The following is a 25,088-nucleotide window of genomic DNA, read 5'->3' on the forward strand; positions in this document are numbered from 1 at the left end:
TCGTTATGCCCGCGCTCGATGATCGCCGCGATGAGCACCTTCAGCCGGTCGCGAAGCTGGGCCGACTCGGTGTCTTCGGTGCGCGGCGCTCCGTGCAGGGGAAGCACGAGCTGGTCGCGGTGCTCGAACGTCTGCCGCAGGTATCGGTCTACCGAGTCGAGACCCGATTCGCCGGCCGCGAGCGCGTCCTCGGCCTCGGCGATAAGCAACCGATAGGCGCGCACCTGCAGGGCTTCCATGAGGGCTTCCCGGTTCGGGTAGCGCCGGTAGAGCGTTCCGATGCCGACCCCGGCGTCGGCCGCGATCTGGGCGAGGGGAACGTTCTTGCCCTCCGCGAGGCCGGCGCGAACCGCCGCGGCCATGACGCGTTCGGCATTCACTGCCGCGTCACTTCGAAGTTTCTTGGGCTGGTCGGAGGACATGGTAACCACATCGTATGCGCCTCGGCGATTGCCCGGATGCCACGCCGGATCTGGTGCTCGCTCACGTTGCCGAAGCCGAGAACGAGGGCGGGCGGGAACGCTTCCGGGTCTGACCCCTCAACCAGGTAGTGCCCGAGCCCGTTCACGCGCACGCCCAGGGTCGCCGCGGCCGCCACGACGGCGGGCTCGGACGACCCCGCAGGGAGGTGCAGTAGGGCGTGACATCCGGCGGCCAGCCCGTGCAGCTGACCCGGCCCGAAGGCCATCTCCACCTCGGCGGCCAGCACGTCGCGGCGGGCGCGGTAGATCTCGCGCACGCGGCGCAGGTGCCGGTCGAAGCGGCCGGTCTCCATAAGCAGCGCCAGCGCCTCCTGGTCGAGGCCGGGAGCGCCGCGACTGCTGAGCCGCTTCTCCTCGATGATCCCGGTCACGAACCTCTGCGGCGCGAGCACCCAGCCCAACCGGATCGCCGGCGCGAGGGTCTTGCTGACCGACCCCAGCGCGATCACTCGCGCGGGGTTCAGGCCCTGCAGCGAGCCGACCGGCTGGCGGTCGTACCTAAACTCGGCGTCATAGTCGTCTTCGATGATCACCCCGTCGACGTCGTCGGCCCACGCGATCAGCTCGCGACGCCGTGCCGGGCCGAGCGCGACACCAGTCGGACACTGGTGCGCCGGCGTGAGGAGCACCGCCCGAGCCCCGGTCTCCCGCAGCCGCCCCACGTCCAGGCCCTGAGCGTCGACGGCGACCGGCACCGCCTCGAGCCCCGCGCGGCGGGCGATCACGTCGTGGTCGCGCGGGCCGGGATTCTCCAGCGCGATGCGCCGGATGCCGTGCTGCGCGAGCGCCGCGAGGGCGAACGTCAGCCCCTGCCGGAAGCCTGAGACGACCACCGCGTCATCGGCGCCGGCAACCCCCGACCTGACCCGACGGTGGTAGCTGGTGACGACCTCGCGCAGGTGCCGCGAGCCCGCGAGAACTTCGTCGCCCAGCTGCGCGGTCGGCAGGGTGCGCGTCGCCTCCGACACCGCCCAGCTCCAGTCCGTCAGCGGCACGGATCCGAGATCGGGGATGCCGTACTCGAAGTCGATCTCGACCGGTCGCGACGACTCGGGCGCGGCTGGAGTGGGAAATCCAGCCGGCGTCGGCATCACCGCCACCCGTGTGCCCGAGCCGACCGCCGACTCGACGTACCCCTCGGCCAGCAGTTGCTCGTAGACGTCGACGACCGTGCCGCGCGAGACCCCGAGCAGCTCGGCCAGCTGCCGCGTCGACGGCAGCCGCTCGCCCGCGCCGAGCCGTCGATCGCGGATCGCGGCCCGCAGTTGGTCTTGGATCTGCGCGCCGAGTTGCCCCGTTTCGCGGTCGAGCGCCACGAGCAGGTCGGGGCCACCGCGCGCCCATTTCACGGTCATGCGACCATCTCACCAAATGGTCCACCTTTTGAACAGACCAGCGGACCTTCCCACCAGACCGCATCGCGGTGAGACTCGATGCCATGAACATCGGCATTCTGTTGGCGCTCGCGGCAGCCGTGGCGTACGGCGCCTCGGACTTCGTCGGCGGCCTCGGATCGCGCCGCCATTCGCTGTGGCAGGTCGTGGTCGTCGGCCAGAGCGCGGGCGCGCTCGCGATGCTCGTCGCCGGGCTCACCCTGCCGGGCAGTCCCGCCGCGCAGGACTTCGCCTGGGCGATCCTCGCCGGCGCCGGCTCGGCCACCGGCAGCATCTTCCTGTATCGCGGCCTCGCCCGCGGCCGCATGGGTCTCGTCGCGCCGATCTCGGCGGTCGGCGCCGCGGCCCTGCCCGTGCTGGCGGGTGTCGCATTCGGCGAGCGCCCCGGCTGGCTGGTCTGGGTGGGCATGCTCGCCGCGCTTCCGGGCATCTGGTTGGTCTCTCGAAATCCCACCTCCCCCACACGGCCGACGGATGCGCCCGGGGCCCTCGTCGACGGCGCGATCGCGGGAGTCGGTTTCGGCGTGCTGTTCATCGCGCTCGCCCAGATCTCCGATGGCGCCGGTCTGCTGCCGCTCGCCGTCAACCAGCTCGTCGGTGCGGTGCTCGCGGTCATCACCGCCGCCGGCCTCAAGCAGGTCTGGCGGCCGTCGCGCGGTGTGCTCGGCTGGGGCAGTGCTTCCGGACTGCTCGGCGCCCTCGGCACCCTCGCGTTTATGGTCGCCACCGCATCCACCAACCTCGGCATCGCCGGCGTCCTCGCCTCCCTCTACCCGGCCGTCACGGTGCTGCTCGCGGCCGGCCTGCTCGGCGAGCGCGTCGCCGTGCCCCAACGGGCCGGCATCGGTATCTGCACCCTCGCGGTCGCCGCGATGGCACTGGGGTAACGACAAGAAAAAGGAGACGATCGATGCTGATCACAGTCGCGGAGGGCGTGCTCGTTCACGTGAGCGAGTTCATCCAGAGCAACTCCACGCGCGTCCAGGGCCGCGACGGCGTGCTGCTCGTCGACCCCGGCATCACGGGCGACGAGATGGCCGACCTCGCGCACGACCTCCGCGAGCTGGGCCAGCCGGTCGTGGCCGGCTTCTCGACACATCCCGACTGGGACCACGTGCTCTGGCACGAGACCTTCGGCGACGTGCCCCGGTACGGCACGGCACCCAACGCCGCGTACATGCGCGAGCTGCTCGCCCAACCCGACTGGGAGGAACAGGTCGCCGAGGGTCTGCCGCCGGAGTACATCGACGCGATCCCCATGGAGCTGCTCGGCCACATCACCGGCCTGCCCGCCGGCGCCGTCGAGCTTCCGTGGGACGGACCACGGGTGCGGATCATCGAGCACCGGGCGCACGCCGTCGGCCACGCGGCGTTGCTGGTCGAGCACAGTCGGGTTCTCATAGCCGGCGACATGCTCTCCGACATCCTGATGCCGTTCCTCGACCTCGAGGCGGCGGATCCGATCGGCGACTACCTCGCCGCGCTGCGGCTGTTCGACGACACGGCCGGCGAGGTCGACGTCGTCATCCCCGGTCACGGGTCGGTCGGTATTGCCGGGCAGCTGCGGGCACGGATCGTCCAAGACCGCGCCTACGCGGAGTCGCTGCGTGACGGCGCCGTCATCGACGACGTGCGGGTCGGCCCGGCGGCGCCGCTCGACTGGATGCCCAATGTGCACGAGTGGCAGGCGAAGCGGTTCGCCGAGAAACACGGCACGGCGCGGTGACCGGCGGGCGCAGCATCCGAAGTCTGCTTGTGCGACGTCAGTCGCGCAGCGCGCTCACCCGCACGTAGTCGAAACGGCTCTCGAAGCCCGCGCCGCCCATCGAGACGAGACCGATGCGGGGCGAAGCGAGATCGTGCGCCCACGTGCCGCCGCGCACCCAGTCGCGCCCGTTGACGCTTGTGTACGCCGTGTAGAGGCCGCCGCGGTGCACGATGCGCAGGTACGCCGCGTCGCCGACCGGACCGACGACGGTGTTGCCGTAGTTGGGGTACCCCTCGGGCACCGGCGACATCTGTTTGCCGAACTCGGTCTGCCGGGTGTTCCAGATCGAGGCGGAGGTGAGCTTCACGTAGTTGCCGTCGTCGGCGTAGATGAGTAGCCCGCCCTGAACGTAGTTCTGGCAGCAGCCCTCGGCCGGTGTGGTCACCGTGACCTTCGTCTCGACGACGTAGTCGCCCGCGGGCGCCGGCTCGCTGAGGATCGACGCGAGCGGCTCGGCCGGCGGGTGCTGGTCGGCCGCCTGGGTCTGCCAGCGCAACTGGCCGTCGCGCAGCTCGGATGACGCCGACTCGGGGCGCGTCCAGGTCCAGTTGGTCAGCAGCGGCTCGTCGAAGCTGTCGCTGAGTCGCTCGTAGGTCTTGCCCACGCGCGGGTCGCGCACGAACCGCGGGCGGTAGGACGTCTTGTCCCCGGGCTGCGCGGCGGGCGCGGGCATCGTCTCGTCAGAGGGACCCGCGCCGCCGCGCACCACCGGCCAGCCCTGACGCCAGTCGAGCGGATCGAGCAGCGCCGGGCGCTTCGTGTAGCCGACGTCGCCCGCGTAGTACGGATCGCCCCGATCGACGGCGTGGTAGATCGTCCAGTCCTGGCCGTCGAAATCGGTGAAGACCGTGTTGTGACCGGTGCCGACCCAGCGGTTGCCGTTCTGGGTGAGCACCGGGGTGCCGCCCACCCTGCCGTCGAGCACGGACACCCCGTCGCGGTCGACGAACGGACCGAGCGGGCTCTTCGACCGCGCGGCGAACACCGCGTACCCGGTGAGCGGACCGTTGCAGCAGTTGGTCGCCGATGCGAGCAGGTAGTACCACCCGCCGTGGCGCAAAACGACGGCACCCTCATAGCGGTTGTCGACCGTGATGCGGGTTTCGGATGCTGCATCCGTCGTCAATCCGTCGGGTGCGAGTTCGCGCGCGAAGATGCCGCCGAAATAGCTGCCGAAGTAGAGGTAGTTGGCGTCCGTCGTCGTGAGCACCTCGGGGTCGAACTGCCAGCGTCCGGAGGGATCGGGGTTCACGACCGGTACGCCGGTGTCCGTGAACGGACCGGTCGGGCTGTCGCTCGTCGCCACCCCGATCGCCGACGAGCCCCCCGGCAGCGTCGTCTCGGACGCGCCGTAGTAGAGCAGGTACTGCCCGTCGCGGTAGGCGATCTCGGGAGCCCACACCCCGCCGGTCGGGGCGACCCACGAGGGCTTGGTCGGGAAGGCGTCGCCGACGTAGCTCCAGGTGACGAGGTTTTCGGAACGGAACATCGGCACGTTGTGGATCACGAGGCCGCCGGCCGCGTCGCGTTCGTCTTCGAAGAGGGCGTCGGATGTGCAGTAGAGATACCAGGAAGTGTCCCCCTCTTCCTGACCGCGGATGACATCGGGGTCGGCGCAGCTCGCGGCTTCACGTCCGTCGATCGCGAGGCGCAGCGGGTTGCTGTACTCGGTGGCCGGTTGGGGGTCGGGCGCTGGCCTCGGTTGCGGCGTCGTTGCCGATGCGGCCACGGGAACGGACAGCACCACCGCCATCATCAGGGCAATACCGGCACGTCGAAACATCATGGGAGACTCCACATCGTCGGGGACGGGGTCGAGGCTACGCCCGCCAAACGGCCCGCCCCAAGGGGTTGCGGCGCGTTCCGGACGCGCGCGTTGCGGCGATTGCAACCCCGCGCAGCTGTCCGACCCGCTGCGCATACTGGGCCTAGGGCTCGCCGTCGGCAAGCCGCATCGATTTCAAAGGAGATTTCTCATGGCTGACCTGGGTGGACTTGGAGACAAGGCCAAAGACTTCGCGAACAGCGACAAGGGCGAGCAGGCCACGGACGCGGGCCTCGACAAGGCGGGCGACGCGGCGAGCTCGGCGAGCGGCGGCAAGTTCGACGAGAAGATCGACGGCGCGAGCGACGCCGCCGACAAGAAGGTCGGCGACCAGTAGGGATTTGCCGCGGGCCATAGGGTCCGCCCATGCAGATCTCGCGTGCCCTCGACTCGATGGCGTCTCGACCGCGCGTCTGATAGCGTCTCGCTGACCGATTGAGCAATCGTCGACTGACGCCTACCCGAGGAGCCCCGAGATGCCACGCCGAAAGACCCCACTGCGCGAGCAGACGTTCCGTATCGGCGGCATGTTCGTCGGGCTGTTGCTCGGCCTGCTCATCGTTCTTGTCCCCACCTTGCTCGGCCGCGGCCCCGACCTGCCTCCCGCGGTTATCGCGATCGTCATCGGCTTTGCGCTGGTTATCGCGATCGGCGGCCTGGCGCTGGGACTGGCCCTCGGCCGCCGGATCGTGGGCGAGCGGATCGAGGCGGCGCTGCGGGAACCGGCCGGCCGGTGGAAGCACGGCAGCCTCACCGTCACGCCGGGCCACCTGAGTTTCCAGCCCTATCGCTGGCAGATGCGCATCCCGCGCGGTGCGCCGATCGAGATCGACGTCGACGAGCTGGGCGACGACACGGGCGTCAGGCCGCCGTGGAAGCACGTGCTGTCGATCAACCCGCAGCTGCACATCGTCACCGTGGCCAGCCCTCAGGGCAACAGGGAACTCGCCGCCCTCCCCTCCCATCTGGAGGAACTGCGCGAACGCCTTTCTGGCGCGCAGGTGCAACCGCAGAGCTAGGCTGACTGCTGCCGAGCAGGAGGGAGGGTCGAGATGCTGTCTACCGAGCCCACGCCCCGGCCGCCGAGAAAATCGGACGACCTGATCAGCATCGCCCTCGCCACCGTCATCTCGACCCTGGCGCTCGTCTACCTCGTCGTACCGTTCATCCCCGTGCTCGTGGCCTGGGAAGTGGTCGCGGTCGTCTACCTCGTGCTGCTGTTCACGATTTTCCGCAACAGGTCGACACGCAACGCCCCGCGCACCAGCAGACCCCTCCCCAGCAAGGTCTTGGAATATCTGTCCTGGGTCCTCCCCTTTGTCGCGAGCATCACGGGCGTTGCTTCAGCCGTGAGACTGCTCACCACCGAGGGAGCGAACGGAACCGGGACATCCGACGACCTTCTCGTGGGGCTGCTCGGTTCCATCGGCGTGGTGGTGGCGTGGCTTCTGCTGCAGACCGGATTCGCCGAGATCTACGAGAGCGTCTACGAGTCGTTGACTGAACCGTCGATGATCAGCTTTCCGGGCATCGACGAGGATCCCACCCTCGGCGACTTCCTGTACCTGTCGTTCACGGTCGGCACCTCGTTCGCCATCTCGGGAGCCACCATCGCGTCGCGGAAGGTGCGGCGGGTGGTCCTGATCCAGAGCGTCACCAGCTTCTTCTACAACGCCTTTCTCATCGCCGTGGCGATCCAGGTCATCCAAGGGCTGATCGCGAACAGCTGACTCGCGACGCGGGCGGCGTCGGCCTACGCTATGGATGTCACCGACCGAAGGATTCACCGTGCCTCAAGACAGCCCAGCCGCGCACATCCCCGGCCCGGACGAGCCGACCGTGCCCGAGATCGAAGCAGACCAGACCGTCGCGCCCCGCCCCGAGGAAGAGATCGCCGACGCCCTGCGCGCGAAGCCGGATGTTGCGGACCACAGCCACGACGCCGAATAGCGGGTCATAGCAACTACCCTCGCGACCAGTCGGCGAGCGCGCGCGACCTGCCAGCAGCAACAACAGAACGCGTCAGCTCCGTTCGGCCAGAGCCACGATGATTCCCTCCGGGCCACGCACGTAGGCCATGCGCCAAATGCTCTCGTATTCGCCGATGCCGCCGACCAGCCCGTAGCCGTGCTCGGCCAGCCGGTCGACCATCCCGTCGAGACCGTCGACTTCGAACGACAGGCTGCGCAGCCCGAGTTCGTTGGCCATGGCGTCGGGTGATCCCGGTTCGGGGTCGGGCCGGACGAAGCTGGAGAGTTCGACCGCCGTGTCGCCGCCGGGCGTCTTCAGCATGACGATCTCGGTGCGGGAACCGGGTATTCCGATGACCGTATCGATGAACTCGCCCTCCACGAACGTGCGGCCCTCGATTTCGAGACCGAGCCCGACGAAGAACGCCAGCGCCCCGTCGAGGTCTTCGACGGTGACTCCGACGTGGTCGAATCGCATGATCGGCGACACGGGGCTACCGGCCTTCGCGACGCGTGAAGATCAGATGCACGACCCCCGAGGGCGAGGGGGTGGCCTCGATGTCGAAGAGTTCTTCGAAGCCCTCGAGTCCGTCCCAAAGCCGTTCACCCCGGCCCAGAACGAGCGGCGCGACGACCACGTGCATGTGATCGATCAGGTCCGCCTCGAGAAACTGCCGAACCGTGCTGACTCCCCCGCCGATGCGCACGTCCAGGTCGCCGGCCAGGGCGCGCGCCTGCTCGAGCGCTGCGGCGGGGTCGGCGTCGACGAAGTAGAACGTGGTTCCGCCTTCCATCTCGAGCACCGGCCGGGGATGGTGGGTCAGAACGACGACCGGGGTGTGGAAGACCGGGTTGTCACCCCACCAGCCCTTCCATTCTTCGTCCTCCCACGGGCCGCGTTGCGGGCCGAATTTGTTGCGCCCCATAATCTCCGCACCCACGCCGGCACCCCAGCCACTGGCGAACGCGTCGTCGACGCCGCGGGACCCGGCGCTCTCCCCGTGCAGCCCCATCAGGCGGAAGGTGCGCGTCTCGACCGCCCATTCCATCAGCCGCATGCCCGCGTGCCCGAACGGCGCGTCGAGCTGTTGGCCCTCGCCCGTGCCGAAGCCGTCGAGCGAGATCGAGAAGTTGTGTACGCGCACGAGTGACATGTCAGCTCCTGGGGTCGTTGGCGTTCACCCTATTGCGAGCGCGGTGAGCTCGTCGAGAGATCCGGTGAAGACGTTCATGTCGATGAAGGTCTCCTCGCCGTCGTAGCCGCGCAGCCGGTCGCGGTGGGAGTACTGCCAGAACGTCCAGTCGCGGCCGTCGGACATCTGGGGCGGCACGGCGACGGACCGGATCCAGATCGGGTTGTCTGGATAAGCATCTCGGATGTACCGGTCATAGGCCTCGGGCGTCGCGTAGATGATCGGCGGCGAGCCGTAATGATCCTCGAGCTCGGCGAGAAGCGGGTCGAGAATGTCGCGCACCCGGGTCTGTGTCGGAGGGAGCTCGAAATAGTCACCATAGAACTCAACGTCGACCGTCACGGGAAGCGAGCCCGGGGCATCCGGAACCGTGTCGATCACGTTCTGCGCCTGCGTCGCACCCTCGCTGTCGAAGCTCATGAAATGGTAGGCGCCGACGAGCAGGTCAGTGTCACCGGCCGCCGACCAGTTCTCGGCGAACCGGGAGTCAACGGCGCTCGAACCCTCGGTCGACTTGATGATCGCGAAGTCGATGTTCTCGGAGGCGAGCGCCGGCCAGTCGATCGTGCCCTGGTACGACGAGACGTCGACACCGCGCGTAGAGTAGCCGCTCGCGAAGAGGCGGTTGGGCCAGAGCACGCCCGATGCGATCAGGGCCGCGCAGGTGGCGAGCACAAGCACCGCGGCCAGGACCGCAGCGACGGCCTTTCGCCGACCTACCCTGCGTCGGCGGGGAAGCGGCGATTCGGCGGTCACCCGCTAACGGTCTCACGGATGTGGGTAGTGTCGTCACACATGGACGCCGAGCCGACACTGCTGAACCCGGGGTCGCGGTCAATCCATTTCGTCTGGTCGACCAGTTGCGCGGCACTCGTGGTGGGGGTCTGCTCGTTGTTCGGGCTGCTGCAGTGGTGCGGCGACGGCGTCGAGAGCTGCGCGAACGCGGCGATTGCCACCGATTTGGCAGTTCGCGCTCTCACCTGGGCGGCGTGCGGCGGGATCATCGCGGGAACCATCGTGGCCGTGGCCCCGTGGTCGGAACGGGCGCGAACCCGAATCGTCAGCGGGATCGGCGTTGCCGTGCTCGTCGTCGTAGCCACCGGCCTGTACCTCCTGCTGTAGAAGCGGGGCACGACTAGTCGAGCAGCGTTGTGACCGTCGCTGTTGCGGCATCCCACCGCCGCAGACTCGCCGCGAATGCGGGTCGTGGCGGGGTCGGATTTACTTCATCCAGCACGCTTAGTGCTTGCGGCAGCGAATCCAGGCGCAGCCGTCGGGCGAGGGTGATGTGCGGCGTCCACTCTCCGGGCCTCGTGTGCGGCGCATCGTCGCCGTCTCCGGCGAGCGCGTGCAGCGACGCGTGCAGCGCAAGCAGCGCTTCGGTGGGAACGATGGACCGCGCGAGCACCCGGCGATCCCCCGTGCCGAAGAGGATGACACCGCCGAGTGTTACCGGGATGGGCAGGGTGATGATCGCACCGAGGTCCGCGGTAGACATCGGCGGCAGGTGAGTCCGCACCACCAGTGTTATGTGCGGCCGATTGCTCGGAGCGGTGTGGGCGCCGAGGCTCGACAACCCCGCCGCCTGTAGCGCCTGCCACTCGGCCCGGATGCGCGACTCGAGTTCGTCGTCGAGCAGCAGCTCGAGACTGACGACCGCCGGGCGGGGCGCCGCCGCGTCGTTCATCGGCTGGCTGAACCCACGCGAATCAGGATCTTGCCGGTCACACCGTTCTCGACGGCCTCGTGCGCGGCCGCGGTCTGCTCGAGGGGGAACCAGGTGAGTGGCAGTCCGGCGGCCTCGCCGACGGGCAGAACGCCGTCACGCAGTGCGGCCGTAATGTCTTCGGCGGCGATGTGCAGAGCCTCCGGGCCCACGGTGTAGAGCAGCAGACCCTGCCAGCGCACGTTCTTGGCGAAGCTCGCGACGATGGGCGCCGTGAACTGCTCGCCGTTGTTGTTCGCGTAGTAGGCGATGCTGCCGTGGTTGGCGATCACCTCGACGTCGAGCGCCGCGTTCTGGCCGGGGGAAACCTCGACGATGTGGTCGACGCCGTCGGGCGCAATCGCGCGGACGTGGTCGGCGAAGGCGTCGTCGGGGTAGCGCACGACGTGGTGGGCCCCGGCTGCCCGAGCGAGCTCGGCCTTCGCGTCGTTGCTGACCGTCGCGATCACGGTCGCGCCAGCCCAGACGGCGAGCTGGATCGCGGCGTGGCCGACCGCTCCGGCGCCGCCCTGCACGAGAACCGTGCGACCGGCGAGTGCGTTCGGGGCGAGCCGCGCCGGCCCGTGTTCGTGAACGGTCAGGGCGCGGTGCGCCGTCATCGCGGGCACGCCGAGACTGGCACCCACGTCGAAACCGATGCCGTCGGGCAGGGGCACGACCCGATCGGCGGGCAGGATGGTGAACTCCTGCGCGGTTCCGGTCGGTCGACCGTGTGCCGCGAGGTAGACCCACACCGGGTCGCCCACCTCTACACCGGTGACGCCCTCGCCGACGGCGTCGACGACTCCGGCGCCATCCTGATTCGGCACAACCTCGGCAAACGCGATCGAGTCTCCCGCGCGGGCCTTCCAGTCTGTGGGATTCACACCGGAGACTTCGATGCGCACGCGCACCTCTCCAGGGCCGGGAGTAGCGACCTCGCGGTCGACCAGGGAGAGAACGGAAGAGGCGCCGGTGCGGGAGTAGACGATGGCTTTCATGTGGACTAGAAGTAGCAGGTCTGCCCGACTATTCCCTCCGCATCTACACGCCCACCTACTTCGCCGTGCGGTTTCATCGGCGTGCTCGACGAATGCACACCCCTACGCATGCCGACCAGACCGACGATCATGAGCACGCTGCCCGCAAGGCTCACGAACCGGTGACGACCGACGCGGCGCCAGGCATCCGAGGTCATCACTCGCAGGAGAACGACCACCACGCACCCCGCGGACCACAGGGTCCACCCCACGGTGAAGAGCTGGATACCGAAGAGGCTTCCGCCTTGGAAGAGCGCGTACGCATGCGGCGTCGAAACCCAGAGAGCTCGCGGAGCAACCCACAACCCTGCAAACGCCGCCACCGAATAGGCGAGCACGGCGGCCACGACGATCGTCCCGTACGCGACGCCTCGGCTCATACCCGACGGTAGCGCGGCAACCGGCGATGCAGCGTCAGTCTTCAAGATGACGAGGGTCCCCCGGTCGAACGACCGGCGCTGGCAAGCCCGTCGGCTGTCGGCGCCCGCCCGTACGCTGATCCTGCATGGCCGGATGCTTCGTTACCCGAGGAGCACCCGATTTCCACCTGGCACCCCATCCTGAACATCCGCGAGGGTCCCGTCGGCACGTGGTCGATGATCGGCCCGCTCGACGAGCGGTACGCCACGATCGACTTCGTCAGGCGGGGCGACGAGCTGGGCTACCGCGTCACTAACGCCGATGGCGCGGTGATCGGCTACTACCGCACGCTCATGTCGGCGGCAAAGGCGGCGCACTCCTGGTTCACGTCGACGCGCGGACCGACCGGCATGCCCTACGTGGGCTGGATTGGCGCCGAGCAGCGGTGAACCGGGAGGCAATGACCCGCCCGGCTTCGCTACCAGCTGATGTCGGTGTAGCTTCCGAGTGCGTAGCTTTCAGTGGGCCCGGATGCGGTGACGTAGCTGTCTCGGCGAGGGTGCCGCGCCAACGACGACGTCGTGACATACGCGCTCTCGCTACCGGCCGAAGTCAGGCACGTAATGTAACTACCGCCGAGTGGCGACGTGTGCGCGAATTCGACGGAGGCCGTCTCTCGGCGTCGGTCTGTTGCGGGTGCTTCGCGTGGGAGGCTCATGGCGGCTGTTCCGTTCTGTGCGTCCGGCACATGCCGGAGTGTGGTGGTTTGGTTGGTTTTGGGCGCGCTGGAGAGACCCGCGAGGGGTCGACAGATCGGATGACCCGGACGCTACTCGTCTGGGTGCGGTGGGTAGGCGACTACGCCGTTATGAGGCCGATTCGGCCATGGCTTTGGTTTGGCACGGTTCACAGATGCCGTTGAACGTGACCTCCGCGGCGAAGACGGTGAACCCCGATGTGTTCGACGGGGTGAGGCACGGCGCCTCTCCCACAACGCAATCCACATCTTCCACGGCGCCGCATTGCACACACACCAGGTGATGGTGGTTGTCCCCGACCCGGCACTCGAACAGCGCGGGCGAACCCGGCGGGTCGAAACGCCGGGTCAGTCCGGCAGCGGTGAACGCAGCGAGAATCCCGTAGACCGCCTGCGGGGATGAGCCCGAAAGGTGCTTCTGCACTCCGGCGAAGATCTCTTCCGCGCTCGAATGGGGGTTCTTTTGAAGCACGCGTAGAACCGCGAGCCGTGGTTCAGTGACTTTCAATCCCGTCGCCCTGACGGTCTGCCGAAGAGAGTCGGCTTCCGCTGTCGGGTCGGGTTTGAATGTCATGGTCCCACCGTACATGCTTGTTTTGAATTTGTAAAAACAACTTCGGGTGATCGCACATCGATGGTGCGCACCCTTTCGCACATGCGCTAGATCGTCAAGGTTGCGACGAGGAATCGACAAGTAATCTGCCTCCTGCCTACCGTGAAGCGATGAAACTCGTGACGTATTCAGACAAGTCCGTGCTCCTCGGCGACGAAGCTGCAGACTACCTGGTCAGATTCGCAGCGTTCATCGCCGACAAGGGTCGCGCGGAAGCGATCTCGCTGAACGTGATCGCCTCAGACGGTGAGCTGATCGTCACGAGCTTCGTTCTGGGCACCGGCATCGGCCTGATGGCGGAGTCGACGGCGTCGGCGCTGCCGGAACCCGACAACCGCGAATGCATCGACTACATGAACGACAAGATGGAGCTGCTCACGGCGCCATCACGCGCGATACCGGCTGCCGAGCCGTGGCCGACGGATGACGGATTGGGCGACTCCCTCTAGCTCGCCCGAGTGGCGAACGCGCTACATGACGACGTTCTCGAGCGGCCGCCCCTCGGCGAGCGCCACCACCTGCCGGCGGAACAGGGCGAGCGTGCGCGACTGGGTCGCCGTCGTGTGCCCGCCCACGTGTGGCGTGATGATCGTGTTGGGAGTGGCCCACAGCGGGTGCCGCTCGGGCAGCGGCTCGGGTTCGGTCACGTCGAGCGCGGCGAAGACGCGGCGGCCGGTGAGGGCGGCGACGAGAGCGTCCGTGTCGACGACCGCACCGCGCGAGACGTTGACGATGCGGGCGCCGCGCGGCAGCAGGTCGATGAACTCGGCGTCGACGAGATTGCGGGTCTCGTCGGTGAGCGGCACCGACAGGATCACGGCCTCGGCCCGCGGCAGCAGCTCGGGCAGCGCCGATATCGGATGCACCGTGCGTTCGCCGTCGACACGGCCCGAGCGGGCGACCGCGGTGATCTTCACGCCGAAGGGTTCCAGTCGTGCCGCGATGGCCTTGCCGATCGCCCCGTATCCGACCAGCAGCACCGACCGGTCGGCGAGCGACGGCTGGAACATGGTGTTCCACTGCCGCGTCTTCATGTTCTTGACCGCGACGTCGATGCCGCGAAGGGATGCGAGCAGCAGACCGATGGCGAGTTCCGCGGTCTCGTCGTCGTGGATGCCGCGACCGTTGCTCACCACGACGCCCTCGGGCATGTACGGCAGCACGTAGTCGTAGCCCGCGCTCGTGAGCTGCACGAACTGGAGGTTCGGCAGCTCCTTCAACGGGAATCCCGCCGGGAAGTCGAACCTGTTCGGCACCAGCACCGCGTTGATCTGCTCGGCGTGCGCGGGCGCGGACGCCATCGACCAGGGCACCAGCTCGACGCCGTCGGGGACGGCCCCGAACATCGCGCACATTTCAGAAGTGGGGAGGGAAGCAGTCAGCACTGTTAGAGGCTAACCCGACTGTGGCCTCCCTCACATTCGCAGGCGCCGATGCACCGAAGGGGGTAGAACGGAGGGCATGACGATGACAACGCAGACCGAGATCGAGCGCAAGTACGACGTCGACGAGAAGGCGGCGCTGCCGAACCTCACCGATATCGCCACGGCCAAGCCGGCCGGGGAGGCGCATCTCGAGGCGGAGTACTTCGATACCGAGCGCGGCGACCTCGCAGCCCACCGCATCGTGCTGCGCCGTCGACGCGGTGGCGCCGACGAGGGCTGGCACATCAAACTTCCGGCGGCCGCGGGCCGCACCGAGCTGCACTGGCCTCTCACCGACGACGGCACTCCCCCGAGCGAGGTCGTCGACCAGGTGCGTTCACGGGTTCGCGGCCGCGAGCTCGGTGTGATCGCGCGTCTGCGCACCCACCGCACCCTGACCCACCTCTTCACCGACCAGGGCGAACCGCTGCTCGAGGTCGCCGACGACCAGGTGTCGGCCACCGACGTCGCGACCGGAACGCTGCGGCTCTGGCGCGAGTGGGAGGTCGAACTGCTCGACGGCGCCCCCGAGTCGGATCGCGAGCGGGGCACGTTGCTCGACTCGGTCGAGGAGCGCCTCGTCGCCGCGGGCGCCGCGCCCTCCGCGAGCCGGTCGAAGCTCGCCACGGCACTGGGTCGCACCGACCTCGACGGAGATTCGAAGGCCTCGGATGCCGCGGCGCCCGATCTCGACAGGTCGAGCCCGGCGGCCGCGGTGCTTCTCGTCGCGGTGGGCGCCCTCGTCGACGACCTCGCCCGCATCGATCCGCTCGTGCGAGCAGACGAGCACGACGCCGTGCACCAGTTGCGGACTCGCATCCGTCGCCTGCGCAGCCTGTTCGCCAGCTACCGTTCCGTGTTCGACCGCGAGGTCACCGACCCGTTGCGCGACCGGCTGCGCGAGGTCGGCACCGCCCTCGGCGAGGCACGCGACGCCGAGGTGATGCGCGATCGCGCGCACTCGCTGCTCGAAGACCACGAATCGCGGTCGGGTGACGTCAATCGACTGCCCGGGGGCCTGGACGACGACTACATCGCCGCCCACGCCAGGGCAGTCGCCGAGTTGAACGGCGAGCGCTGGCTGAGCCTTCTCGACGACCTCGACGCCTTCGTCGCCCGGCCCGCTCTCGCCGCCGAAGCCATGGAGTCCGTCGCCGACACCGTACCACCCGCCCTCCAGGCCGACCTGCGCCGCGTGCTGAAGCGGGCGAAGGCCGCGCGCCGGGTCGACTCCGAGGAGGAGCGGGTGCTGCTTCTGCACGACGTGCGCAAGGCGGCCAAACGGCTGCGTTATGCGGCGGAGGCCGTGAGCCAGGGCGACGCCTCCGTGTTCGGCAAGAAGACGCGTAAGTTCGCATCGGCCGCCGAAGCTGTGCACGACCTGCTCGGCGAGCACCGCGACAGCATGCTCATGCAGCAGCACCTGCGCGAGACCGCCGGCTCCGAGCCGAGCGCGTTCGACTACGGCGTGCTGCACGAGGTCGAGCGTCACGGCGCGGCGCTCTGTCTCGCCGACTACCCGGCCGCACTCGCCGAACTGCGGTCGTTCCGATAGCCGGTCACGTCGTCGGTGATAGTGCCGTCGACGCGACATCCACCCGCTACCGATGCTTGAGCAATCGAAGGACCCCACGACCTAGGCCCGATGTACGCGGAAACCCGAGAAGAGCAGTTCAACGACGCATTCGTGGCAAGCTCGTGCGCGACGACGCCCGCCGCTAGACCCGCGCACCCTCGCGGTTGCGACGCACGAGGCTCATCACCAGGAACAGCACGGCACCGGTCGCGATGATGATTCCGCCGCGCAGCCAGACCTCACCGCTCTGCTGGGTGAGCAGCACGATGCACGACAGGGCGCCGAGCACGGGCAACGCCGTCCAGGCCCGGAAGTGCTTCTCCTCGCTCTTGTCACGGCGCAGCACGAGAACTGCCACGTTGGTGCTGAGGAAGACGAACAGCAGCAGGAGCACGACCGTCTCGGCGAGGGTCGCGATGCTGCCGGTCACGGTGAGCAACATGGCGAGAACCGTCGTGACGACGATCGCGACCCAGGGCGTGCGTCGCTGCGGCAGCACCTTCGAGAACGCGGACGGGATGAGGCCCTGCTTGCCCATGCCGTAGGCGAGGCGGCTCGACATGATCATCGTCAACAGTGCGCCGTTCGCGACGGCGACCAGGGCGATGGCGCTGAACAACCACGACGGGATGCCGGTGTTGGTGGCCTCGATCACACTGAGCAGCGGGCCGGTCGAGTCGGAGAGTTCCTCGGCGGGCAGCGCCACCGAGGCCGCCGTGCCGACGAGCACGTACAGCACACCCGCGGTGAGCAGGGCGCCGAACAGCGCCTTCGGGTAGACGCGGCTGGGGTCTTTCACTTCCTCGATCACGTTGGCGCTCGTCTCGAAACCGACGAACGAGTAGTAGGCGAGAAGCGCGGCGCCGAAGATCGCGACGACCGGCGCGGAGCCTGCCTCGAACTGCACGGCCCTGCCCAGGTCGCCGTTGCCGCCGGACAGCATGACGCTCACCGCGACGACCACGAGCACCAGCCCGGTCGTCTCGATCATCGTCATCACGAGGTTGGCCCGCACCGACTCCTTGATGCCGCGGGCGTTGAGGGCCGCGATGGCGGCGAGGAAGATGACGGCACCGACGACCGGCGGCACGTCGATGAACGTCGCGAGGTAGTCGCCGGCGAAGGCGAGGGCGAGACCGGAGGCGCTCACCACCCCGGCGGCGAGCATGCAGAATCCGACGAGGAACGAGACGACCGGTGTCTTGTAGGCGCGTTCCGCGAAGACGGCGGAGCCGCCGGCGTGCGGATACTTGGTGACGAGTTCGGCGTACGAGGCGGCCGTGAGCAGGGCCAGCACGAGGGCGACGACCATCGGCGCCCACGTCACGCCGCCGACCTCGCCCGCGATCTGCCCGACCAGCGCGTAGACGCCGGCGCCCAGAACATCCCCGAGGATGAACAGGTAGAGCATCTTGCCGGTGATGTCGCGCTTGACCCCCGGCTCGGCGGGGCGGGTGGCGGCGGCCTGTTCGCGTGTCGTCATCCGGCAACGGTAACCACTGGAAATTCGCGGCGCGAACTTCGCACATTCGCCGCGCGAGGCGGGCGCCGCGATTACAATCCCCTGCCCGAACCGGCCTTTTGACTCGTCTTTGCGGCATGCGGTCCTCGTTGGCAAGCCCCTGTGATTTTCGACGGTCGCGCGGTCAACTCGATGGGTAGCCGCGCTCGTTGCGGCGGCTCGTAGACCCAGGTGAGGAGCAGTGCCGATGAAGGCGATGGTGTATCGAGGGCCCTACAAGGTCCGCGTCGAAGAGAAAGACATCCCAAAAATCGAGCACCCGAACGACGCGATCGTGCGGGTCACCCGAGCGGCGATCTGCGGATCCGATTTGCACCTGTACCACGGCATGATGCCGGATACGCGGGTGGGTTCGACGTTCGGCCACGAGTTCATCGGGGTCGTGCACGAGGTGGGTCCGTCGGTGCAGAACCTGTCGGTGGGCGACCGCGTGATGGTGCCGTTCAACATCTACTGCGGCACCTGCTACTTCTGTCAGAAGGGCCTGTACTCGAACTGCCACAACGTCAACCCGAACGCCACCGCGGTCGGCGGCATCTACGGGTACTCCCACACCTCGGGCGGCTACGACGGGGGCCAGGCGGAGTACGTGCGCGTGCCGCTCGCCGACGTCGGGCCATCGATCATCCCCGACTGGCTGCACGAGGAAGACGCCCTGATGATGACGGACGCGCTGGCCACCGGGTACTTCGGGGCCCAACTCGGCGACATCGTCGAGGGCGACACGGTCGTCGTATTCGGTGCGGGCCCGGTCGGGCTGTTCGCCGCCCGCTCGGCGTGGCTCATGGGCGCCGGTCGTGTGGTCGTCGTCGACCACCTCGACTACCGCCTGCAGAAGGCCCGCGAGTTCGCGTTCGCCGAGACGATCAACTTCACCGAGGTGAACGACGTCGTGGTCGAGTTGAAGAAGCAGACCGACTGGCTCGGCGCCGACGTCGTGATCGACGCTGTCGGTGCGGAGGCCGACGGCAACCTGCTGCAGCACATCACGGCCGCCAAATTCAAGTTGCAGGGCGGCTCGCCCATCGCGCTGAACTGGGGCATCGACGCCGTGCGCAAGGGCGGCACCGTCTCGGTCATGGGCGCCTACGGCCCGCTGTTCAGCGCCGTGAAGTTCGGCGACGCCATGAACAAGGGGCTGACCATCCGCACCAACCAGGCACCGGCGAAGCGCCAGTGGCCGCGTCTGCTCGAGCACATCCAGGCCGGACGCCTCTCTCCCCGCGACATCATCACCCACCGCATCCCGCTCGAACACATCGCCGAGGGGTACCACCTGTTCTCGGCCAAGCTCGACGACTGCGTCAAAACAGTCATCACCACCGACTAAGGAGAAGACGATGCCCTACATCGCCGACGAACACCGCCGCCCCTCGTCCGACGGGCTGCGCGCCCGCATCCCCGGGTGGGGCGCCGACCTCGACCCCGCCGACCGTCCGTCCGTTCCCCGCGAACGCACCGACCTGCCCACCGGCGCCCACTGGGTCATTCCCGAGAGCCAGCCCGAGCTGCAGCCCCGCGAGCGCTCCATCGAACACGCCATGCTGCCCCCGGTCTTCGGCACGTCGGCACCCCTGCACGGCGTCTCGGGTGCCGTGCGCCGCTACGCGTACGCGCGGTTCAGCGAGGCGCGCGCCGCGCACTGGCTGCTGCTCATCGCCGGCGACCGCATCGACGTGGCCGGAAGCCGCGTGCGTGCGGTCTTCGAGGGCCGACCCGACAACCCGATCGCCGAGACCCGCATCCGTGCCGAAGTGGGCAACCACCCGATCGGCTCGCGGTTCGGCCGCGGCCGCGCCGACACGAAGCACGCCTGGATCGACCCGCTCATCGTGGCCGGTCCGGCGGTGCTGGCGACGGTCGCGGTGGCGCTGGTCGTACGCGGCCTTCGGCGCTAGGCGCGGCGGGCGCGGCCGGGGCTACTGCTTCCGGTCGCGCCTGCGGCGGTCGCGCTTCGGCTCGTCGCCGTCTTCCGAGTTGCCGTCGTCTTCGGGGTTGCCGCCTGCGCTCTCGCGCAGTTCGCGTCCGTCCGCGACATCCTGCTGGTGCTTCTTTTCGATCTTGTCGCTCTTCCTGGTGTCGCGCGGCGGCAGCTGGATGGTCTCCTCCGCCTCGATGCCGGCCTGCAGCTGCCGGCCGCGCTCGAGTTCGGCGTCGAGTTCGGCACCGAAGAGCAGGGCGATGTTGGAAATCCAGATCCAGAGCAGGAAGACGATGACGCCGCCGATAGAACCGTAGGTCTCGTTGTAGCTCGAGAAGTTGGCGACGTAGAAGGCGAAGAGGGCGGATGCCACGACCCACACCACGAGGGCGAGCAGGGCACCGAGGCTCATCCATTTGAACTTCGGCTGTTTCACGTTGGGGGTCGCGTAGTACAGCACGGCGATGATCAGCACGACGAGGAACACCAGAATCGGCCACTTCGCGATGTTCCAGATGATCAGGCCGGTTTCGCCGATACCCAGGGCCTGACCCACCTGCTCGGCGACCGGTCCGGAGAGTGTGATGAGCAGCGCCGCGATGACGGCGACCACGATCGCTATCACGGTGACCAGCAACGTGACGGGGCGGAGCTTCCAGAAGGGGCGGCCCTCCTGGATCGAATAGATGCGGTTCATCGCCCGCGAGAACGCGCCGACGTAGCCCGAGGCCGACCAGAGCGCGCCGACGATTCCGGCGACGAAGGCGAAGCCGGCAGACGGCGACTTCGCGAGGTTCTCGAGCGGCCCCTTGATGGCGTCCAGGGTGGTCGCGGGCACGAGGCCGCCGACCAGGTCGAGCAGCGTGTCGGTCGTCTTCGCGGGGTCGCCGAACAGGCCGATGAGGGAGACGAACGCAAGAAGGGCGGGGAAGATCGCGAGCACGCCGTAGTAGGTGAGGGCCGCCGCGAGGTCGGTGGCCTGGTCGGCGCCGAACTCTCGCATCGTCTTCTTCATCACGTAGATCCACGAGCGCTTGTCGATCTCGGTGATCTCGTCGGGCTTGCGCGGATCGTCGGGGTCGGGTGCCGTTCGTTCGCGCGTGCTTGCCTTGTCGCCAGTCTCTTTAGCCATGCTCCTCACGGTAGGTAGTTGGTGTACTCCTTTCGAGGGCTTGCGCAGCCACGGCGGAAGTGGTGGCCGTGCATCAGGCGAGAAGCGCGAGCCGTTGACTCCTCCACAGGGCGTACAGCGACCACGGGTCATCCACACCCGCCCGCAGCACGTCGATGTGTTCGGCCAGTGCGTCGTGAACGGCGAACCACTCGGACGTCGCCAGCCGGTGGTCGGCGAACTGGACGTGCCGCCGCTGCTCGAGCGCTCGGTCGCCGCGTTCGAAGGCGAGCAGTTCGTCGTAGCGCAGGCTGGCGAACCGCTGGCGCGGATTGCCGGATGTACCGATCTTGATCTGATCGCGGAAACGCAGGTAGTAGACGACATCGACCCTGACCGCGGCCACGTGTTCGGGGTCGGCGGAGTCGCCGACCTTCCACTCGCAGATCGCGCACAGCCACCCCGACGGGTAATGCACACCCAACCGCGAACCGCAGGCCAGGCACGGTGACGGCAGCACGTCGGTGACCCCCACCTCACCGGCCACCCAGTCGTGGGCGGCGAGCAGGTGGTGCTGGCAGAGGTTCAGCGGAGCGCCCGATGCTGCCGGCCGCGCGCACGGCAGGCCGGAGTGGAGAACGATCGCGCAGTTGGTCACGTGCCTCACGCTACGCCGAGCCCACGACACGCAACCCCCTGCGGATGCTACGCAACAGGTGTTTAATAAAAGTGGATGCAGACGCATCGAAAGTTCCACAAAGAAGGTAGAAGAACAGGCACATGAACAACTTCACCGACAAAGTCGTCCTCATCACCGGCGCCGGGTCGGGCCTCGGCCGCGCCGCCGCCGTCGCCGTGGCGGCCCAGGGAGCCACGCTCGCGCTCGTCGACATCTCCGAGCAGGGTCTGGCCGACACCCGCACCGCCGTGCTCGAGGTCGCACCCGAGGCGAAGACCGTCGTGCTCACCGCCGACGTCTCCGACGAGGCGCAGGTCGAGGGCTACGTGACCGCGACCGTCGAGGCATTCGGCCGCATCGACGGTTTTTTCAACAACGCCGGCATCGAAGGCAAGCAGAACCCCACCGAGCAGTACGCCTCCGACGAGTTCGCCCGCGTGCTCTCGATCAACCTCAACGGCGTCTTCTTCGGCATGAAGCACGTTCTCGCGGTCATGAAGAGCCAGAACAGCGGCCACATCGTCAACACCGCGTCGGTGGGCGGCATTCGCGGCATCGGCAACCAGAGCGGCTACGCTGCGGCGAAGCACGGTGTCGTCGGGCTCACCCGCAACTCCGCCGTCGAGTACGGCGAGTTCGGCATCACCATCAACGCCGTCGCACCCGGTGCGATCTGGACCCCGATGGTCGAGAACTCGATGAAGCAGCTCCACGCCGAGAACCCCGAGAAGGCCGCCGAGCAGTTCATCCAGACCAACCCGACCAAGCGCTACGGCAAGGCCGACGAGGTCGCGGCCGTCGTCGCCTTCCTGCTCTCCGACGCGGCGTCGTACGTCAACGCGCAGGTCATCGCGATCGACGGCGGGCAGTCGCAGAAGTACTGACTCGTCGCACGAGAAACGGCCGCCACCCCCGAGGGGATGGCGGCCGTCGTCGTTACTCAGGAGACCCTAGCTCGCGACCTGCTCGCGGCGCGGCAGCTTCCAGCCCGGACGCACGTAGTGGCACGTGTAGCCCTCCGGGTACTTCTGCAGGTAGTCCTGGTGCTCCTCCTCGGCAAGCCAGAAGTCACCGACCGGCTCGACCTCGGTGACGACCGGTCCGGGCCAGATGCCCGAGGCGTCGACGTCGGCGATGGTGTCGCGGGCGACGCGCTCCTGCTCGGCGTCCGCGTAGTAGATCGCGGAGCGGTAGCTGCGGCCGCGGTCGTTGCCCTGACGGTCCTTCGTCGACGGGTCGTGGATCTGGAAGAAGAACTCGAGCAGCTCACGGAAGCTCGTGCGCTCGGGGTCGAAGGTGATCTCGATCCCCTCGGCGTGGTCGCCGTGGTTGCGGTACGTGGCGTTGGGGGTGTCGCCGCCGGTGTAGCCGACGCGGGTGGAGATGACACCGTCGCGCTTGCGCACCAGCTCCTCGACGCCCCAGAAACATCCGCCCGCCAGCGTTGCCTTCTCAAATGTTGCGCTCATCGTATGGCCTCTCTGCTCGTAGAACGAGTACGTGTAAATCGTAGGCGGTCGCGGCTGGCTGCCGGGAGCCTGTCCTACGACGGGTACAACGCAGAGGTGGGGCTGGAAGTTCCCGGTCGGGTCGGCACGCACAGCCCGCTCACAGGCACGGTCGGTGCCGGGGACTACGCGCCCGCGGCGTCGGCCGGGGCCTCAGCGGAGCGCCGGCTGCGGATGACACGGAAGACCACGAGTGCCACCAGCATGGCCACCACCGCGATCGCCACCTGCACAACGGACTCGCGCGGCGACCCCAGCACAGCCGCGAACACCTGGCCCGCGTACTCGACCATTTCCGCGGGGTAGGCCGCGAGTACCCGAGTGCCGGCTGCGGCGTTGATGGCGGTGAAGGCCGCGGCGCCGAGCCAGAGCAGCAGCAGGCTTCCGGCCGCGGCGACGGCTCGGCCGACGGTCGCGAACCCCGACCAGGCAATGGCCACCCCGACGCCGATCGCGGGGATCCACTGCACGGCGGCCCGCGCCAGGTCGTGGGCTTCGAAGACCACGAGCCCGAACGGCAGCACCGCGCCGCTCATCGACGCCCCGACGGCGACCGCGACGATCGACAGCGCGATCGCGACACCCGGCGCGGGCGCGCGGGCGATGAGCAGCAGGACGAGCACGCCGAGCAGTATCGCGGCGAGGGTGCCGCCGACGAGGGCGACGAGGTAGACGGTGGCGGCCCCGCCCCGCGACAGCCCGCCGATCACGGTCGCGGCGGTCTGCACCAGGGCGATCACCTGCACGAGCAGCGTGCCGACGAGGGCGGCAGCCAGCCCGAACCGCGGCACGCGCGAGCCCAGCAGCCGCACGATGCCGCCCGCGATCGCCGAACCGGTGATGATCACCGACACGATGAACCCCAGCGCGTACTGGCTGAAGGGCAGCAGCACGAGGGGCATGTCGTCGGGCATCGTGCTTGCGGCCCAGAGATTCTGCAGGGGCAGCCGCATACCCGTCGCGAGCCAGGGCAGCAGTGCGAGCAGTGCCGCACCGGCCCCGACGAGCAGGAACGGTGCGGCGGTCTTCGTCGTTTCGCGCGTCAGCATGTAGCAGGGCCCTCCGATTGCGTGTGAGCAATCTTTACATGCGGGGCGGGTCACTTGCGGGGCAGGGAGGTCCTACTCGTTCGCCGCCTCGGGCTCCAACTGCTGCCGCTCGTCGGCCTCCACGTCGGCGAACTCCGCGTCGAGGTCGGTGCTCGCCCCCTCGAACTGCGAGTTGTAGAGCCGGTAGTAGGCGCCCTCCCTAGTGATGAGCTGCTCGTGCGTTCCCTGCTCGACGATGTCGCCCGCCTCCATCACGAGGATGAGGTCGGCGTCGCGGATGGTCGACAGGCGGTGCGCGATCACGAACGACGTGCGTCCCTTACGCAGGGCGGCCATGCCGTGTTGCAGCAGCAGCTCGGTGCGGGTGTCGACCGACGAGGTGGCTTCGTCGAGGATGAGCACCGAAGGCTGGGCGACGAACGCCCGGGCGATGGTGATCAGCTGCTTCTCGCCGGCGGAGACATTGGACGCCTCCTCGTCGAGCACGGTGTCGAAACCGTCGGGCAGGGAGTGCACGAAACGCTCGACGTAAGTGGCCTGGGCCGCCGCCATGACCTCGTCGTCCGTGGCATCCTGACGCCCGTAGCGGATGTTCTCACGGATGGTTCCGGCGAACAGCCACGGGTCTTGCAACACCATGCCGGTGCGCGAGCGCACGTCGCGGCGTCGCAGGTCGGCGATGTTCTGGCCGTCGAGCAGGATGCGACCGCCGTCGAGCTCGTAGAACCGCATGATCAGGTTGACCAGGGTGGTCTTACCCGCCCCCGTCGGGCCCACGATCGCCACGGTCTGGCCGGGCTTCACCGAGAACGACAGGTCGCGGATGAGCGGGTGTGCCGGGTTGTACGAGAACGCCACGTGGTCGAACACGATCGTGCCGTCGCCCACCACCGGTTCGGGGGCGTCCGCGGCATCCGGCTCTTGCTCGTCTGCGTCGAGCAGCTCGAACACGCGCTCGGCGGAGGCCGTTCCCGACTGCACCACGGCCGCCATGCCGCCGAGTTCGGCGAGCGGCTGGGTGAACTGCTGCGAGTACTGGATGAACGCCTGGACGTCTCCGAGGCGAAGCTGGCCGCCTGCGACCATGAGCCCGCCGAGGACGGCGATGCCGACGTAGGTGAGGTTTCCGACGAACATCATGCCGGGCATGATGATGCCGGAGAGGAACTGCGCCTTGAAGCTCGCCTGGAA

The 25,088-nt window shown here is 68.3% G+C and carries 30 protein-coding genes; 13 read left to right on the top strand and 17 right to left on the bottom strand.

What is annotated here, in order from left to right; all coding sequences use genetic code 11:
* Window positions 1-380 (bottom strand): TetR/AcrR family transcriptional regulator (locus ACLQ6X_RS04940; protein WP_411699059.1); only part of this gene is annotated, 380 nt, incomplete at its 3' end.
* Window positions 377-1,837: a PLP-dependent aminotransferase family protein gene (locus ACLQ6X_RS04945; protein ID WP_411699060.1), complete on the bottom strand. Its 1,461-nt coding sequence runs from the start codon at window positions 1,835-1,837 to the stop codon at window positions 377-379. The genes ACLQ6X_RS04945 and ACLQ6X_RS04940, both read right to left, overlap by 4 nt.
* A gap of 83 nt (window positions 1,838-1,920) precedes the next feature.
* On the opposite strand from ACLQ6X_RS04945, the gene ACLQ6X_RS04950 reads away from it, so the two are divergent.
* Window positions 1,921-2,763 carry an EamA family transporter gene (locus ACLQ6X_RS04950; RefSeq protein WP_411699061.1) on the top strand — a complete coding sequence of 281 codons (843 nt, stop codon included), beginning with the start codon at window positions 1,921-1,923 and terminating at the stop codon, window positions 2,761-2,763.
* Window positions 2,764-2,786: 23 nt separating this feature from the next.
* The gene (locus ACLQ6X_RS04955; RefSeq protein WP_411699062.1) at window positions 2,787-3,602 is read left to right on the top strand and encodes an MBL fold metallo-hydrolase; all 816 of its coding nucleotides are present in this window, start codon (window positions 2,787-2,789) and stop codon (window positions 3,600-3,602) included.
* 37 nt (window positions 3,603-3,639) lie between these two features.
* On the opposite strand, the gene ACLQ6X_RS04960 is transcribed toward ACLQ6X_RS04955, so the two are convergent.
* Window positions 3,640-5,430 (bottom strand): family 43 glycosylhydrolase, encoded by a 1,791-nt coding sequence (locus ACLQ6X_RS04960; RefSeq protein WP_411699063.1) that lies wholly within the window; start codon window positions 5,428-5,430, stop codon window positions 3,640-3,642.
* Window positions 5,431-5,620: 190 nt separating this feature from the next.
* Between ACLQ6X_RS04960 and ACLQ6X_RS04965 the strand changes: the two genes are divergently transcribed.
* The 4 genes from ACLQ6X_RS04965 (at window position 5,621) to ACLQ6X_RS04980 (ending at window position 7,419) form a co-directional block, all read left to right on the top strand.
* Window positions 5,621-5,806: an antitoxin gene (locus tag ACLQ6X_RS04965; protein WP_411699064.1), complete on the top strand. Its 186-nt coding sequence runs from the start codon at window positions 5,621-5,623 to the stop codon at window positions 5,804-5,806.
* Window positions 5,807-5,945: 139 nt separating this feature from the next.
* Window positions 5,946-6,488: a hypothetical protein gene (locus tag ACLQ6X_RS04970; RefSeq protein WP_411699065.1), complete on the top strand. Its 543-nt coding sequence runs from the start codon at window positions 5,946-5,948 to the stop codon at window positions 6,486-6,488.
* Window positions 6,489-6,521: 33 nt separating this feature from the next.
* Window positions 6,522-7,199: a DUF1345 domain-containing protein gene (locus ACLQ6X_RS04975; protein ID WP_411699066.1), complete on the top strand. Its 678-nt coding sequence runs from the start codon at window positions 6,522-6,524 to the stop codon at window positions 7,197-7,199.
* 34 nt (window positions 7,200-7,233) lie between these two features.
* A complete protein-coding gene (locus ACLQ6X_RS04980) occupies window positions 7,234-7,419 on the top strand; it encodes a hypothetical protein (RefSeq protein WP_411699067.1) in 186 nt (61 codons plus the stop codon).
* A 72-nt stretch (window positions 7,420-7,491) separates the two neighbouring features.
* Here ACLQ6X_RS04980 and ACLQ6X_RS04985 read toward each other — a convergent pair whose 3' ends face one another.
* The 3 genes from ACLQ6X_RS04985 to ACLQ6X_RS04995 are packed head-to-tail and all read right to left on the bottom strand — an operon-like array spanning window position 7,492 to window position 9,388.
* Window positions 7,492-7,929, bottom strand: a complete 438-nt coding sequence (locus ACLQ6X_RS04985; RefSeq protein WP_411699068.1) for a VOC family protein — start codon at window positions 7,927-7,929, stop codon at window positions 7,492-7,494.
* 4 nt (window positions 7,930-7,933) lie between these two features.
* The gene (locus ACLQ6X_RS04990; RefSeq protein WP_411699069.1) at window positions 7,934-8,593 is read right to left on the bottom strand and encodes a dihydrofolate reductase family protein; all 660 of its coding nucleotides are present in this window, start codon (window positions 8,591-8,593) and stop codon (window positions 7,934-7,936) included.
* Window positions 8,594-8,617: 24 nt separating this feature from the next.
* Window positions 8,618-9,388: a GH25 family lysozyme gene (locus ACLQ6X_RS04995; RefSeq protein ID WP_411699070.1), complete on the bottom strand. Its 771-nt coding sequence runs from the start codon at window positions 9,386-9,388 to the stop codon at window positions 8,618-8,620.
* A 39-nt stretch (window positions 9,389-9,427) separates the two neighbouring features.
* Between ACLQ6X_RS04995 and ACLQ6X_RS05000 the strand changes: the two genes are divergently transcribed.
* The gene (locus tag ACLQ6X_RS05000) at window positions 9,428-9,754 is read left to right on the top strand and encodes a hypothetical protein (RefSeq protein ID WP_411699071.1); all 327 of its coding nucleotides are present in this window, start codon (window positions 9,428-9,430) and stop codon (window positions 9,752-9,754) included.
* 13 nt (window positions 9,755-9,767) lie between these two features.
* On the opposite strand, the gene ACLQ6X_RS05005 is transcribed toward ACLQ6X_RS05000, so the two are convergent.
* The 3 genes from ACLQ6X_RS05005 to ACLQ6X_RS05015 are packed head-to-tail and all read right to left on the bottom strand — an operon-like array spanning window position 9,768 to window position 11,757.
* Window positions 9,768-10,319 (bottom strand): 2'-5' RNA ligase family protein, encoded by a 552-nt coding sequence (locus tag ACLQ6X_RS05005; protein ID WP_411699072.1) that lies wholly within the window; start codon window positions 10,317-10,319, stop codon window positions 9,768-9,770.
* Complete coding sequence (locus ACLQ6X_RS05010; RefSeq protein WP_411699073.1) at window positions 10,316-11,338, bottom strand: NADPH:quinone reductase; 1,023 nt, start codon at window positions 11,336-11,338, stop codon at window positions 10,316-10,318. The genes ACLQ6X_RS05005 and ACLQ6X_RS05010 overlap by 4 nt, the downstream gene beginning before the upstream one ends.
* Before the next feature lie 5 nt (window positions 11,339-11,343).
* Entirely contained in the window at window positions 11,344-11,757 is a 414-nt protein-coding gene (locus tag ACLQ6X_RS05015) for a hypothetical protein (RefSeq protein ID WP_411699074.1), read from the bottom strand.
* Between the two features lie 216 nt (window positions 11,758-11,973).
* Between ACLQ6X_RS05015 and ACLQ6X_RS05020 the strand changes: the two genes are divergently transcribed.
* Complete coding sequence (locus ACLQ6X_RS05020) at window positions 11,974-12,186, top strand: hypothetical protein (RefSeq protein WP_411699075.1); 213 nt, start codon at window positions 11,974-11,976, stop codon at window positions 12,184-12,186.
* 417 nt (window positions 12,187-12,603) lie between these two features.
* Here ACLQ6X_RS05020 and ACLQ6X_RS05025 read toward each other — a convergent pair whose 3' ends face one another.
* The gene (locus ACLQ6X_RS05025) at window positions 12,604-13,068 is read right to left on the bottom strand and encodes a Fur family transcriptional regulator (RefSeq protein ID WP_411699076.1); all 465 of its coding nucleotides are present in this window, start codon (window positions 13,066-13,068) and stop codon (window positions 12,604-12,606) included.
* Window positions 13,069-13,217: 149 nt separating this feature from the next.
* Here ACLQ6X_RS05025 and ACLQ6X_RS05030 point away from each other — a divergent pair, with 149 nt between their 5' ends.
* Window positions 13,218-13,556: a hypothetical protein gene (locus tag ACLQ6X_RS05030; RefSeq protein WP_411699077.1), complete on the top strand. Its 339-nt coding sequence runs from the start codon at window positions 13,218-13,220 to the stop codon at window positions 13,554-13,556.
* A 21-nt stretch (window positions 13,557-13,577) separates the two neighbouring features.
* Here ACLQ6X_RS05030 and ACLQ6X_RS05035 read toward each other — a convergent pair whose 3' ends face one another.
* Complete coding sequence (locus ACLQ6X_RS05035) at window positions 13,578-14,492, bottom strand: 2-hydroxyacid dehydrogenase (protein ID WP_411699078.1); 915 nt, start codon at window positions 14,490-14,492, stop codon at window positions 13,578-13,580.
* Between the two features lie 76 nt (window positions 14,493-14,568).
* On the opposite strand from ACLQ6X_RS05035, the gene ACLQ6X_RS05040 reads away from it, so the two are divergent.
* Window positions 14,569-16,086, top strand: a complete 1,518-nt coding sequence (locus ACLQ6X_RS05040) for a CHAD domain-containing protein (RefSeq protein WP_411699079.1) — start codon at window positions 14,569-14,571, stop codon at window positions 16,084-16,086.
* A gap of 163 nt (window positions 16,087-16,249) precedes the next feature.
* Here ACLQ6X_RS05040 and ACLQ6X_RS05045 read toward each other — a convergent pair whose 3' ends face one another.
* Complete coding sequence (locus tag ACLQ6X_RS05045; RefSeq protein WP_411699080.1) at window positions 16,250-17,590, bottom strand: APC family permease; 1,341 nt, start codon at window positions 17,588-17,590, stop codon at window positions 16,250-16,252.
* 226 nt (window positions 17,591-17,816) lie between these two features.
* Between ACLQ6X_RS05045 and ACLQ6X_RS05050 the strand changes: the two genes are divergently transcribed.
* Window positions 17,817-18,959: a zinc-dependent alcohol dehydrogenase gene (locus ACLQ6X_RS05050; RefSeq protein WP_411699081.1), complete on the top strand. Its 1,143-nt coding sequence runs from the start codon at window positions 17,817-17,819 to the stop codon at window positions 18,957-18,959.
* A gap of 10 nt (window positions 18,960-18,969) precedes the next feature.
* Entirely contained in the window at window positions 18,970-19,527 is a 558-nt protein-coding gene (locus ACLQ6X_RS05055; protein WP_411699082.1) for a hypothetical protein, read from the top strand.
* Window positions 19,528-19,548: 21 nt separating this feature from the next.
* Here the strand turns inward: ACLQ6X_RS05055 and ACLQ6X_RS05060 are convergent, their stop codons facing one another.
* Both ACLQ6X_RS05060 and ACLQ6X_RS05065 read right to left on the bottom strand, forming a co-directional pair.
* Complete coding sequence (locus ACLQ6X_RS05060) at window positions 19,549-20,682, bottom strand: YihY/virulence factor BrkB family protein (protein ID WP_411699083.1); 1,134 nt, start codon at window positions 20,680-20,682, stop codon at window positions 19,549-19,551.
* 73 nt (window positions 20,683-20,755) lie between these two features.
* Entirely contained in the window at window positions 20,756-21,319 is a 564-nt protein-coding gene (locus ACLQ6X_RS05065) for a GIY-YIG nuclease family protein (protein ID WP_411699084.1), read from the bottom strand.
* Between the two features lie 122 nt (window positions 21,320-21,441).
* On the opposite strand from ACLQ6X_RS05065, the gene ACLQ6X_RS05070 reads away from it, so the two are divergent.
* Window positions 21,442-22,224, top strand: coding sequence for an SDR family oxidoreductase (locus tag ACLQ6X_RS05070; RefSeq protein WP_411699085.1), 783 nt, complete (start codon window positions 21,442-21,444; stop codon window positions 22,222-22,224).
* Window positions 22,225-22,290: 66 nt separating this feature from the next.
* Here the strand turns inward: ACLQ6X_RS05070 and msrA are convergent, their stop codons facing one another.
* The 3 genes from msrA to ACLQ6X_RS05085 form a co-directional block, all read right to left on the bottom strand.
* Window positions 22,291-22,809, bottom strand: a complete 519-nt coding sequence (msrA, locus tag ACLQ6X_RS05075; protein WP_411699086.1) for a peptide-methionine (S)-S-oxide reductase MsrA — start codon at window positions 22,807-22,809, stop codon at window positions 22,291-22,293.
* 164 nt (window positions 22,810-22,973) lie between these two features.
* On the bottom strand, window positions 22,974-23,897 hold the full coding sequence (locus ACLQ6X_RS05080) for a hypothetical protein (protein ID WP_411699087.1): 924 nt from the start codon (window positions 23,895-23,897) through the stop codon (window positions 22,974-22,976).
* A gap of 72 nt (window positions 23,898-23,969) precedes the next feature.
* Window positions 23,970-25,088: ABC transporter ATP-binding protein (locus ACLQ6X_RS05085; RefSeq protein WP_411699088.1), on the bottom strand; the 1,119-nt coding region annotated here is incomplete at its 5' end.

Source organism: Conyzicola sp., from assembly GCF_046714715.1.
Classification (GTDB): domain Bacteria; phylum Actinomycetota; class Actinomycetes; order Actinomycetales; family Microbacteriaceae; genus Conyzicola.

Bases quoted from the DNA above. Each gene is read 5' to 3' on its own strand.
- ACLQ6X_RS04945 (WP_411699060.1), bottom strand. From the start codon at position 1,837: ATGACCGTGAAATGGGCGCGCGGTGGCCCCGACCTGCTCGTGGCGCTC.
- ACLQ6X_RS04950 (WP_411699061.1), top strand. From the start codon at position 1,921: ATGAACATCGGCATTCTGTTGGCGCTCGCGGCAGCCGTGGCGTACGGC.
- ACLQ6X_RS04955 (WP_411699062.1), top strand. From the start codon at position 2,787: ATGCTGATCACAGTCGCGGAGGGCGTGCTCGTTCACGTGAGCGAGTTC.
- ACLQ6X_RS04960 (WP_411699063.1), bottom strand. From the start codon at position 5,430: ATGATGTTTCGACGTGCCGGTATTGCCCTGATGATGGCGGTGGTGCTG.
- ACLQ6X_RS04965 (WP_411699064.1), top strand. From the start codon at position 5,621: ATGGCTGACCTGGGTGGACTTGGAGACAAGGCCAAAGACTTCGCGAAC.
- ACLQ6X_RS04970 (WP_411699065.1), top strand. From the start codon at position 5,946: ATGCCACGCCGAAAGACCCCACTGCGCGAGCAGACGTTCCGTATCGGC.
- ACLQ6X_RS04975 (WP_411699066.1), top strand. From the start codon at position 6,522: ATGCTGTCTACCGAGCCCACGCCCCGGCCGCCGAGAAAATCGGACGAC.
- ACLQ6X_RS04980 (WP_411699067.1), top strand. From the start codon at position 7,234: ATGTCACCGACCGAAGGATTCACCGTGCCTCAAGACAGCCCAGCCGCG.
- ACLQ6X_RS04990 (WP_411699069.1), bottom strand. From the start codon at position 8,593: ATGTCACTCGTGCGCGTACACAACTTCTCGATCTCGCTCGACGGCTTC.
- ACLQ6X_RS05000 (WP_411699071.1), top strand. From the start codon at position 9,428: ATGGACGCCGAGCCGACACTGCTGAACCCGGGGTCGCGGTCAATCCAT.
- ACLQ6X_RS05005 (WP_411699072.1), bottom strand. From the start codon at position 10,319: ATGAACGACGCGGCGGCGCCCCGCCCGGCGGTCGTCAGTCTCGAGCTG.
- ACLQ6X_RS05010 (WP_411699073.1), bottom strand. From the start codon at position 11,338: ATGAAAGCCATCGTCTACTCCCGCACCGGCGCCTCTTCCGTTCTCTCC.
- ACLQ6X_RS05015 (WP_411699074.1), bottom strand. From the start codon at position 11,757: ATGAGCCGAGGCGTCGCGTACGGGACGATCGTCGTGGCCGCCGTGCTC.
- ACLQ6X_RS05020 (WP_411699075.1), top strand. From the start codon at position 11,974: ATGATCGGCCCGCTCGACGAGCGGTACGCCACGATCGACTTCGTCAGG.
- ACLQ6X_RS05025 (WP_411699076.1), bottom strand. From the start codon at position 13,068: ATGACATTCAAACCCGACCCGACAGCGGAAGCCGACTCTCTTCGGCAG.
- ACLQ6X_RS05030 (WP_411699077.1), top strand. From the start codon at position 13,218: ATGAAACTCGTGACGTATTCAGACAAGTCCGTGCTCCTCGGCGACGAA.
- ACLQ6X_RS05040 (WP_411699079.1), top strand. From the start codon at position 14,569: ATGACGATGACAACGCAGACCGAGATCGAGCGCAAGTACGACGTCGAC.
- ACLQ6X_RS05045 (WP_411699080.1), bottom strand. From the start codon at position 17,590: ATGACGACACGCGAACAGGCCGCCGCCACCCGCCCCGCCGAGCCGGGG.
- ACLQ6X_RS05050 (WP_411699081.1), top strand. From the start codon at position 17,817: ATGAAGGCGATGGTGTATCGAGGGCCCTACAAGGTCCGCGTCGAAGAG.
- ACLQ6X_RS05055 (WP_411699082.1), top strand. From the start codon at position 18,970: ATGCCCTACATCGCCGACGAACACCGCCGCCCCTCGTCCGACGGGCTG.
- ACLQ6X_RS05060 (WP_411699083.1), bottom strand. From the start codon at position 20,682: ATGGCTAAAGAGACTGGCGACAAGGCAAGCACGCGCGAACGAACGGCA.
- ACLQ6X_RS05070 (WP_411699085.1), top strand. From the start codon at position 21,442: ATGAACAACTTCACCGACAAAGTCGTCCTCATCACCGGCGCCGGGTCG.
- msrA (WP_411699086.1), bottom strand. From the start codon at position 22,809: ATGAGCGCAACATTTGAGAAGGCAACGCTGGCGGGCGGATGTTTCTGG.
- ACLQ6X_RS05080 (WP_411699087.1), bottom strand. From the start codon at position 23,897: ATGCTGACGCGCGAAACGACGAAGACCGCCGCACCGTTCCTGCTCGTC.